Below are 10,149 nucleotides of genomic sequence, written 5' to 3'. Positions count from 1 at the left end.
AATTCTGTGTTTTCCGTGAGAAAATAAGTACCGGTTATGAGTGTCGGGTTGCGAGTGCGGGTTTTTTCCGTGAAATTCTGTGTTTTATGTGAGACATTTAAAATTTAGAAATAGTTTTTATCCCAAATATTTATTCAATTTCCAAAGAAAATTATTCATGAAAAAAGTGTTTTTGTTTCTATTGCTAAGTACTTCAATAATTGCTCAAAATCAACCTCTTGAACAACAAATATCCAATTTTCTGAAAGAAAAAAAAGCTACAGTTGGAGTAGCTATTAACTTTGAAAACGGAAAAGAAGTGGCATACATAAACCCTGATGTGCATCTGCCTATGCAAAGCACTTTCAAGTTTATGATTGGACTAAAAGTGATGGAACTAATAGAAAAAGGCAAACTTTCACTGAACCAGAAAATAAGCATCTCGAAATCTACCATGCAAACTGACCTTTACAGCCCTATAAAAGAAAAATATCCCAATGGTGCCGAGCTAAAAATTTCAGAAATCCTAAAATACACCGTAGCATCAAGTGACAATGTAGGCTGTGATATTTTACTCGATTTAATAGGCGGACCCAAAGCCGTACAGGATTTTATTCACAACAAATTAAAAATAACTGACATCGCCATTGTTCACAACGAAAAAGTGATGCAAAGCAACTGGGAAAATCAGTTTAAAAACTGGAGTACAGCCAGAGCTATGAACCAGATTTTCATCAATTCTTTTGACAAAAAAAGCAAGCCAGTTTTGAGTAAAAAAAGTCTGGATTATATATATGAAATCATGGTAAAAACCGAAACCGGCCAAAAAAGGATAAAAGGCCTTTTACCCAAAAACATAGTGGTTTCTCATAAAACAGGCACATCAGGCACTCAAAATGGCGTTTCGGCTGCCACCAATGACTTCGGTATAATAGTCTTGCCTAATGGCAAAAGAATTTATATTACTGTAATGGTGTCGGACTCAAAAGAGAATGCTGAAACCAATGAGTTAATTATCGCAAAAATCGCCCGTATGGCATTTGACCATTTCAATAAATAATCACTGCTGACATAAGGTTGTCATTTGGGTTTTTTACTTTTGAAAAAATATCCTTTTAAAAAAAATCCTTTTGCAAAAAAAATGAAAACTCATACTACCAATTACTACAATACTTTCATCGAAATAGCCGAAGACACCAAAGCTGATTGCGGCGAAAAGCCAAATAGCAAAGGGGAAAAAATGACTGTAGCCGAGATGCAGTTTGAAATGATTTCCCGGAACCCATACCGATTCACTTCTGATGAAGTTTTGTTTGAAATTTTTGCTGAAAGAAATGATATTTCTGAAAGCGAAAAAGAAAATGCCAGAAATGAGTATTTTTCTAAAGGGCAAGCCTGTTTCCGGGCGTCTCCACTTACCAAAACTTATGGATTTGGAGTTCATTTTGATGCCGAAGGCAAAATGGCCATTTATCCCATGGAATCAGAACAATATGAAAAATTTTTGAATGATAACTCAGTAAAAAAACTGAAGGCGATGAGAAGCTCGAGAAAATAAAAAAATCATCAGGTTTTATTTATCCCCAAAAATTAGTTCAGCTTTGGTAAACCAGGAAACCGCAAAGGCTTCCAATGCCACCACTTCCATCCAAAAAACCAGATTGATTTTGTCGGCGTAGGTTTCGTGAATCACCAGACTATTATAGCTGAGACCGGCAGTAATCATTGCTAAAACAATTATTAAAGCACATATTCTGTAAATTGTATTTCTGATTTTTTTCTTATCGCTCATGCGACCATTTTCATGAGTTTTTGTAAACAAAAACATTGACATATAAGCCAATAAGCCCAGAAAAACAGCTGCTGAGATATAATGCAGTTTAATCCGCCAGGAGAATTCCGGCAAAGAAGTAATAGAGCAATTGCGGCACAATAGATTAGCATCAGAATTGATATTTCCAGTTGGAAAAAATACCACTATCAAAGCAGCCAATCCGGCAGCGGAAGAAACCCAAAAATCAGCCGGTTCGTAATCTTTATATATAATCAGAAAAAAAGCTAACAGACCCAAAACCAATACAAAAACACTGCCTGCCCTTGTATAAAAATAATGACTAATTGAATCCAAAGGCTCAAAAACACCTTTATCAATCCAAAGCACGGCACCCAAAATTACAGGCAACAATGCCCCAAGAATCCCTACCGTAAACTTAAAAGTGTCTCTTTCAAAAGAAAATTTATCGTTTTCGCCGGGGAGTACGATATCTTTAGCCTCAAGCAATTCCATAGTCTAAGAAGGTTGATTATTACTTAAAAATATAATAATCAATCGATTATATTTCAAGAAATGAATCTTTTTTATTAAGTGGGAAAAATCAGTAGGATTAACCTTCTAAAACCTGCCAGCGATTGGTGCCTTCTATCCTTTCCCACTCTGAGCCAACTGGCTTTTTGAGTATCGGTAATATGGCCTTGTCATAATTGGCTACTACGTTGAGGTCAACCATCATCATATTTTCGGGGTCGTCCATGTACTCGTCATCTTCAGTTCCGGAAAGAAACCTCCAGCCAGAATCATCCTCGTCGTCAGGCTCTTCGCGGTACATAAAGCCCACTTTCATACCATCAATCGTGATTTTATTAGTTACCAGACAAGTTTTCCCCGATTCTATCAGGTCGTCGAATTCTGTGATTTTGAAGTTTTTCATGGTTTAAAATTAGTCAATATGACCAATAGTTACAAACCGGGGTATTTAAAATTGATTTCAGGAAATAGTTTGATCTACTCAAAAACAAAAAGCCCACCGGGCCAAAAAAGGCATCGGTGAGCTTTTCGATAAATCAAATTTTAATTCCTTCCCCTACCTTGACGACCCCCGGATTTTTGACAACATCCGTCACAACCTTTCCGGTTTCTACCCTGACCTTTACCGTTCATTTGCTGTCTGTTTCCGCTAAAACCATTAGATCGGTTCCCGAATTTTTGCATTCCTGCTTTTTGATTGGCTTCAAATTTTTCCATTTGCTCTTTGTTAAGAACTTTCCCAAGATCATTTTTGAAAGCATCATTTTGCTTGTTAAATACCTCACGGTGAGCCAGCATCATTTCCTGACGTTCTTTGGCTTGTTTGGTATTTAGTGCAAGCACCAGTTTATACTGGTCTTCTGAAAGTCCCAGATTTTCTTTCATTCTATCTGCACGAAATTTGCCACGTGCCTCAGGATCAAACTGTTTTGGTCCATTTTGCTGTGCAAAAGTAAAAGTAGAAGCAGCAATCAAAATACTAAATAGAACAACTAACTTTTTCATAATTTTTATATTTAAATTTTTACAAATGATAAAATTCCTTTTTGCGTTTCGTTCAATTAATAGACATAAAAAATGACTATTGGTTTAGTCCTGAAATAAGAAGAATGTACATTTGAGGCACTTTTTCCGACAATCGCTAGTATTTTTTCGACAAACGGGATACAGTAAAATTTACTAATTTGAAGACTACGCAGATTATTATGAACTATTGACTCAATAAATTCATTTTCCATTTATTATAAATTCGTTTTTTGAAAAAAATAATGACATACTTTTTCATTTTCCTGCTTATTTCGGCAGGAGGCATAGCTTGGTTTGTAAATCTGCCAAAATTTGGAAAACTACCATCAGGTGAAAGACTGGAAAAAATAAAAGCTTCGAAAAACTACCGGGATGGGGCTTTTCAAAATAAAGAAGTTACGCCAGACCTGGCAGATGACGCCAACTATTTTAATGTTCTTAAAGAATTTATCTTTTCTGATAAAAACAATAAGCCGTCAACCATAATACCATCGATAAAAACCAATCTGAAAGCCTTGAGACCAGATGAAGATGTATTGGTGTGGTTTGGTCACAGTTCTTATTTTATACAAACTGATGGCAAAAAATTCCTGGTTGACCCGGTATTTAGTGGCCATGCATCACCTATGTCTTTCAGTATCAAAGCCTTTGATGGGACCGACGTGTATTCCGCTGATGACATGCCTGAAATAGATTTCCTGATTATAACCCATGACCATTGGGATCATCTGGATTATGAAACAGTACTAAAATTGAAACCCAAAATCGGAAAGATAATCTGTGGCCTTGGCGTAGGCGAGCATCTGGAACTATGGGGATTTTCTCAGGAAAAAATAAAAGAAAAAGACTGGGATGAATTTATTGATTTAGGCCACGGTTTTGAAATTAACACTGTGACAGCCAGACATTTCTCTGGCAGGAGATTTAAACGCAACCAGTCGCTCTGGATGGCTTATGCTATGAAAACTCCAACTAAAAGAATATTTATAGGTGGTGATAGCGGCTATGGAAAACATTTCGCTGAAATTGGAGAAAAATTTGGTCCATTTGACCTGGCAATTCTTGAAAATGGCCAGTATAACAAAGCCTGGCCATATATTCATCTTTTGCCGGAGCAGCAAATTAAAGCCTCAACAGAATTAAAGGCATTAAGAATTTTGTCAGTACATTCCTCAAAATTTGCCCTTTCAAACCACAGTTGGACTGAACCGCTGGAACTTTTGACTCAAAACAACAAAGAGGGAATTTTGAATATCGCCACACCAAAAATCGGGGAGAAACTAATGCTGAATGACAAAAGTCAGAAGTTTGAAAAGTGGTGGAGGGAATAAGTTTGTAATGTGTTAATTGACAAGTTGTATTTGTAAAAAATGGTTAACATGCAAAATCCTTAATTTCGAAAAGAAGTAAAAGACTCTCATTGATTTATAAAAAAATAATTTCCTCCACATTCTTTTTGATGTTTGAAGCAATTTTTTCGATAGGAAGGTCATCAGAATCTACCCCAAATGGTTCTTCAATCGACTCTGCTATGAGCTCCAAAGAAGCCAACACATAAAATACAAAAGGTACAGCAACTATAACAAAATAGCCTATTGAAAAAACATAACCAACCGGTAAAGTAGCCACATAAACCACAATAAATTTTTTTATAAAAGAACTGTAAGATTGAGGAATTGGAGTATTCTTTATTCTCTCGCATGCCCCACAAACATCAGTCAAGGAACTTATTTCATTGTCAAGAATCCTGAATTCTTCCGGTGAAATAATTTTTTCCTTATGTAACTGCAGCACTGTTCTGAAAATAAGCGAAGCCACCTGATTGGGTCCATGCTTTTTATGATCCATATCCAGCTCGGGGTGAGGCAGTTCATCCAACATATATGTGGTATAGTCAGATCTTAAATGCCTGTAAAGAGAAGTGGCATAAAATGGAATGGCTTTACGAAAAAGTGCCCTTTTGTTTTTTTCCTTTTCGGGCAACATTCCATTGAGTTTAATGGCCAGGTTGCGGCTAGTATTCACCAGATTGCCCCACTGTTTACGGGCTTCCCACCAGCGATCATATCCTGTATTGGTTCTGAATACCAGTAACAAAGATAGTGCAAAGCCCAATAAGCTATGAACTACATTTACATTTTTTACCCAGCTTTTTTCCGAAATTTTAAAATATTCGAGCTCCAAATAGGCAACAAACCATGAAAATATTGCCATCAAAATAAGATAGGGCAAAAGTTTTCTTACTGTATCTGATTTATGCAGATAGAAAACAGCCTTTAGCCACTCTTTTGAATTATATATTTTCATTATTCTTTATTTCTAATCAATATAGTATTTTCAAAAATAGGGATTATTTATGAAAATATACGGGTGTTACAAGGACGATGACTTGATGCCTTTAATAACCGGTCTGACCTGCGGTGCTGACCTAATCTGGTTAAAACTCCATTTTCAACAAATGTGGCCTTTCTTTTTCGATTTTCAGAATTAATTCTCCAAAAAGGGTATTGGCCCATGCAAACCATTTTCTGGAAAATTTCGATGCATCGTCTTTGTCAAAAGATTCATGCATGAAACCCGTGCCGGCATGTGTTTTTTTCAGGAATTTTATTTGTTGGATAATTTCAGCATCAGAAGTGGAGGTCATAGCCCGTATAATGATAGCAATTGGCCATATTTGATTTACCAATGTATGCGGACTGCCGATACCTTGTGCGGCTTTTCCTTTGAAAAAATATGGATTTGAATCGCTTAAAACGAATTTTCGGGTTCTGACATACAATGGGTCATTCCGATCAATAGTTCCTAAATATGGCATAGCCAGTAAATTGGGAACATTGGCATCATCTTGTAACAAGTGATTGCCAAATCCATCGATTTCCATAGGAATTATTTTTCCAAAAACCGGATGGGAATATTGAGCAAATTTATCTAATGCAGCTTTGATTTGACCAGCCATTTTGGTGCAATCTGCTGCAAAAGCATCATTGTGATAAATTGTTTTTGACATTTCGGCCATTTGTTTCAAAGAAACCAATGCAAAATAATTGGCCGGAATTAGAAATGGATATAAAGTGGCATCATCAGAAGGCCTGAAAGTACTATGAATCAAGCCATTGGGTCTTGTATTGTTACCATATCCATTTCCCGGAACTGTATCGGTTGACCAGCTGGTGGTTCTTCCAAAACGGTATGGACCCGGACCATCAAACCGCTGTTGCTCTTTAAATGTCTTAAAAATGGTTTGGGCGGTCTTAAACCAACTGTCCGAAAATGCAGTTTTGTCTCCAGTTTTTTTCCAGAAATGATACGCCAATCTAACCGGATAGCACAATGAGTCGATTTCCCATTTCCGCTCATGTAGTTCCTCTTTCATGTCGGTATGGTCAGAAAACCAGTCACCTCTATGCGGATGATGATTGAAGGCGTTGGCATAAGGATCAATCTGAATACATTTTGATTGCCTATTGATCACTCCTAGAATTAATTTTTTGATTCCATCAGATTTTACAGCAAGGTCAAGATAGGGCCACACTTGTGCAGTACTGTCACGGAGCCACATAGCATCGATATCGCCGGTAATCACAAAAGTATCTGGCACCCCATCTTTTTCTTCATAACTTACCGTAGTATCAAGCGTATTGGGGAAGCAGTTTTCAAAGAGCCAGGCAATTTCCTTGTCTTTGCAATTTTCTTTAATTCTTAAAATAGTAGCTTCCACTACCTCATCTTTATAGTTTCTTTTGGAAATATCGACTCTAACTTTAGGAAAATCAGATGAGATTTTATTTTTAATAACTAAATTTTTATAGGAAAAAAAAGGAATTGCCGCCGCTGAGAGTAAACTCAGTTCAGAGAATTTTCTACGGGAAATTTTAGTCATTTTTGAAAATATTTTGAGCAACAAAGGCATTCAGTCCAAAAAGTCGGGCTGAATTTCCCAGTTGAGAAACTTCGATTTTTAATTGATTTTTAAAATCAGGAAGGCAATATTTGTTTATTGAATGTTCTATTGGATTGACAATAAACTTGCCGGCTTTCGATAAGATACCATCAATAATAATAATCTGAGGATTAAAAAGATGTACAGCAATAGAAAGCCCTTTTCCAATTTCGATACCAATATTATATAAAAGATCAATTGCGAACTCATCTCCATTTTGTACAGCATCGATAATCATCTCCATATCAATAGATTCGAGGTTATCTCGATATTTTGATAATAAGGAGACTTTTCCTTCCTTTAAACCTTTTTTTATACTTTTAAGCAATGACTTGGCAGAAGTGACCGTATCAAGACATCCAACTTTTCCGCAACTGCATAGTTCGCCATCGGGAGCAACCTGAATATGTCCTAACTCACCTGCGAAGCCATTGGCACCGGTAAATATAGTGCCCCCAGTGTAAACAGCAAGACCTATCCCCCAGTCCATATTTATACTTAATACATGCGATAAATCAGCACCCAGGCCAAACAATGCTTCACCATTAACTGTAGCTTTGGAGTCATTGAGTTCAAAACAAGGCATGCCAAACTTTTTTAAAACAGACTTGCAAAGTCCATTGGAGCCTAATTTTATTTTTGGATAAGTGTAGTTAATGTTGATTTCTGAATTGACCAAACCAGGCATAGATACCCCTGCCGAAACAATTTCGAATCCGGCATTTCCATACGTTTTTAAAAAATGGTCAATTAACTTAAGAAGTCCTTCGAGATATTTAGAACTATCTTCCAAAACATAGTCATACGAGTTTTCACAAATTATATTGTTTTGAAAATTGATAAGATAAAGCCCAACCCCATTTACTGAAATATCAATCAAAAGATTGGCTTTTTTATTGGGATTTAAAGAATAATAGGTTGGTCTTCTCCCTTGCTTTTTATTGTCAACTTCCTCACCAGTTAACCATCCATCAATGAGTAAGTCTTCTACATGCTGGGTTAGAGAAGGGATACTAATGTACAGAATATCCGAAAGTTCGGCTATTGTATATGATTTGTCTGCAAAAAGGGTTTTTAGAATATCCTTTTTTTGTCTTCCTTTTTTGATCTCAACTGCAGATTCTTTAGATGAACCGAAAGAATCTAAAATTACGGTTTCCTGAGTTTCCAATGTTTTGGCTTATAATGAAATTGTAACAATAACAATTTTGGGTTTCAATACAAAAAAACGAAAAAATCCCGGACAATAAAAACAGAAAGAAAAAAGAGGAGTAAACACTCCCCTTTTTTTGTATCACCAATTAACCCAAATTACTTTAAGTCCCAAAATATTTTGGTATTCAAGTTGTCTTTTGATTTTACTGTCTCATAATTAGCAACATTGTATGTTGTTTCATTACCCGGATATTGCCATCTTGAGGGAACAGTTTTTTGAGTTCCGGCATTATCGGTCCAGAAAGTAAGCGACGGAAGGTCGGTTCTTCTGATTTCCGCCCAATTCTCTGTAGGTTGAACCACATTAAAGTGTATCCAACGTTGACCAGCTATCAGGGCCATTTTGGCCGCATTTGAAGTCGCTTTACCCCAGCTTTCAGGGCTATCGTTCAATAATTTCTCAGGAGTAGTTTCAGCCACACTTGGTGTAGTGTTATCATTACTAATCTCTCTCATTTTTTTATAGAAAGAGATTGAATTTTTTATACCACTTTCATAAGAAGTTTTTGCTGCGGCATCATTACCGTTATTCAAATAATATTCGGCTTTTAGATAGTCAACTTCTGAAGCAGTAATCAATACGCCCGGAAAATATTCGTTACGACTAATTGTAGAACGGTTATACCTGGAAACTTTACCGTCAGTAACCAATACCTGTTGATTAGATGGTAATCCAAGAGGGTCTAAGCCAACATGCTCAGTTGCGGCCTGACCTTTTTCAAAAATGACATCAAGCCTTGGATCAGAACTTGCCACCATTTTGTCAATCATAACTTTACCTGCTACGTTTCCGTCCCAATCTTCCAGTCCGGTTCTAAAACCGGTAGAATTAATCTGAGATCCAAGATTGAAAATATCAATCTGAATATTCTCATCGTATTTTGTAACCACCGGGTATTTTGTTGGGTCAGCCAAAATGGCACCAATTTCAGTTTTTGATCTGGCACCCAGGGTTGAGCTTCCACTTACCCTTGTTAGTAACCTTAATCTTAATGAATTAACATATTTTTTCCAAAGCGTCAAATCACCATTATTGATTAAATCCTGAGTTTTAAAACCGGCCATAATTCCGGGGATTACCGAAATAGAATTCAATTCGTCACTAAAAGTTTTCAAATCATCCAACATTTTAGTATAAATGGCTTCGGCTGTATCATACTTTGGATTGGCATTGAGGTAGTCGCCTCCTTTTGCACTTAACATTCCGGCTTCTGAAAAAGGAATGTCACCATGCAAATCAACCACTTTATGCAGTTGGTCATAAAGGAAGGTAGTTGCAGCTATAATATAAATCCTGCGATCTTTCTTTTCGACATCAGTCAATCCAGCATATATTTTCTCAATTTCACGAAACTGAGCCAAACCTTTGTAAAAGTTAGTCCATCTGTCGCCAACCGCTGCCGATCCCGGCACGTATTGATTTTCTGAATTTACCCAGCCAACTACCTGGCTATAACGATTTACAGTGATTCGGTTAATTACAAAATAATTCCAATAGGAAGGTATTACTGTTTCTCTGGTAGTGTAAATAAACCCTGCAAACTGCTTTTCAACCGTCGATTGTGATATTTTGGAAGGATCGGTGTAAGCATCTTCAAAGTCTGACTTCTGACAAGAGGTGACCACCAGTCCGAAGCTCAATGTTGCTATTATTAAAAGTTTTTTCATTTTCAAAATTTGG

Annotated in this window: 10 protein-coding genes; 3 read left to right on the top strand and 7 right to left on the bottom strand. The window is 36.6% G+C overall.

The genetic code is table 11. From position 1 onward, the window contains the following. The first annotated feature begins 157 nt into the window (after positions 1–157). Together bla and IPP61_10180 are read left to right on the top strand one after the other, a co-directional pair. The gene (gene bla, locus IPP61_10185) at positions 158–1,039 is read left to right on the top strand and encodes a class A beta-lactamase, subclass A2 (protein ID MBL0325532.1); all 882 of its coding nucleotides are present in this window, start codon (positions 158–160) and stop codon (positions 1,037–1,039) included. Between the two features lie 81 nt (positions 1,040–1,120). Beyond that, a complete protein-coding gene (locus tag IPP61_10180; GenBank protein MBL0325531.1) occupies positions 1,121–1,537 on the top strand; it encodes a hypothetical protein in 417 nt (138 codons plus the stop codon). A gap of 15 nt (positions 1,538–1,552) precedes the next feature. Here IPP61_10180 and IPP61_10175 read toward each other — a convergent pair whose 3' ends face one another. The 3 genes from IPP61_10175 to IPP61_10165 all read right to left on the bottom strand — a co-directional run bounded on the left by IPP61_10175 (position 1,553) and on the right by IPP61_10165 (position 3,289). Beyond that, positions 1,553–2,266, bottom strand: coding sequence for a hypothetical protein (locus tag IPP61_10175; GenBank protein MBL0325530.1), 714 nt, complete (start codon positions 2,264–2,266; stop codon positions 1,553–1,555). Between the two features lie 97 nt (positions 2,267–2,363). After that, complete coding sequence (locus tag IPP61_10170) at positions 2,364–2,687, bottom strand: DUF2185 domain-containing protein (GenBank protein MBL0325529.1); 324 nt, start codon at positions 2,685–2,687, stop codon at positions 2,364–2,366. Positions 2,688–2,827: 140 nt separating this feature from the next. After that, entirely contained in the window at positions 2,828–3,289 is a 462-nt protein-coding gene (locus IPP61_10165) for a hypothetical protein (protein MBL0325528.1), read from the bottom strand. Between the two features lie 263 nt (positions 3,290–3,552). Between IPP61_10165 and IPP61_10160 the strand changes: the two genes are divergently transcribed. Beyond that, a complete protein-coding gene (locus tag IPP61_10160; protein ID MBL0325527.1) occupies positions 3,553–4,641 on the top strand; it encodes an MBL fold metallo-hydrolase in 1,089 nt (362 codons plus the stop codon). A gap of 94 nt (positions 4,642–4,735) precedes the next feature. Here IPP61_10160 and IPP61_10155 read toward each other — a convergent pair whose 3' ends face one another. The 4 genes from IPP61_10155 to IPP61_10140 form a co-directional block, all read right to left on the bottom strand. Beyond that, positions 4,736–5,617: a hypothetical protein gene (locus IPP61_10155; protein MBL0325526.1), complete on the bottom strand. Its 882-nt coding sequence runs from the start codon at positions 5,615–5,617 to the stop codon at positions 4,736–4,738. Between the two features lie 130 nt (positions 5,618–5,747). After that, on the bottom strand, positions 5,748–7,193 hold the full coding sequence (locus IPP61_10150) for a glycoside hydrolase family 125 protein (protein MBL0325525.1): 1,446 nt from the start codon (positions 7,191–7,193) through the stop codon (positions 5,748–5,750). After that, complete coding sequence (locus IPP61_10145; GenBank protein MBL0325524.1) at positions 7,186–8,403, bottom strand: ROK family transcriptional regulator; 1,218 nt, start codon at positions 8,401–8,403, stop codon at positions 7,186–7,188. The genes IPP61_10150 and IPP61_10145 overlap by 8 nt, the downstream gene beginning before the upstream one ends. A gap of 161 nt (positions 8,404–8,564) precedes the next feature. Further along, positions 8,565–10,136, bottom strand: coding sequence for a SusD/RagB family nutrient-binding outer membrane lipoprotein (locus IPP61_10140; protein ID MBL0325523.1), 1,572 nt, complete (start codon positions 10,134–10,136; stop codon positions 8,565–8,567). Positions 10,137–10,149: the final 13 nt, after the last annotated feature.

The sequence above is a fragment of the Cytophagaceae bacterium genome (assembly GCA_016722655.1).
In the GTDB taxonomy this organism is placed as follows: Bacteria; Bacteroidota; Bacteroidia; order Cytophagales; family Spirosomataceae; genus Leadbetterella.
This window is presented reverse-complemented; position numbering and strand designations above follow the sequence as displayed.

What these genes read in the sequence shown, in the direction of transcription:
- bla (MBL0325532.1), top strand. Translation starts at nt 158, where the DNA reads ATGAAAAAAGTGTTTTTGTTTCTATTGCTAAGTACTTCAATAATTGCT.
- IPP61_10180 (MBL0325531.1), top strand. Translation starts at nt 1,121, where the DNA reads ATGAAAACTCATACTACCAATTACTACAATACTTTCATCGAAATAGCC.
- IPP61_10175 (MBL0325530.1), bottom strand. Translation starts at nt 2,266, where the DNA reads ATGGAATTGCTTGAGGCTAAAGATATCGTACTCCCCGGCGAAAACGAT.
- IPP61_10170 (MBL0325529.1), bottom strand. Translation starts at nt 2,687, where the DNA reads ATGAAAAACTTCAAAATCACAGAATTCGACGACCTGATAGAATCGGGG.
- IPP61_10165 (MBL0325528.1), bottom strand. Translation starts at nt 3,289, where the DNA reads ATGAAAAAGTTAGTTGTTCTATTTAGTATTTTGATTGCTGCTTCTACT.
- IPP61_10160 (MBL0325527.1), top strand. Translation starts at nt 3,553, where the DNA reads ATGACATACTTTTTCATTTTCCTGCTTATTTCGGCAGGAGGCATAGCT.
- IPP61_10155 (MBL0325526.1), bottom strand. Translation starts at nt 5,617, where the DNA reads ATGAAAATATATAATTCAAAAGAGTGGCTAAAGGCTGTTTTCTATCTG.
- IPP61_10150 (MBL0325525.1), bottom strand. Translation starts at nt 7,193, where the DNA reads ATGACTAAAATTTCCCGTAGAAAATTCTCTGAACTGAGTTTACTCTCA.
- IPP61_10140 (MBL0325523.1), bottom strand. Translation starts at nt 10,136, where the DNA reads ATGAAAAAACTTTTAATAATAGCAACATTGAGCTTCGGACTGGTGGTC.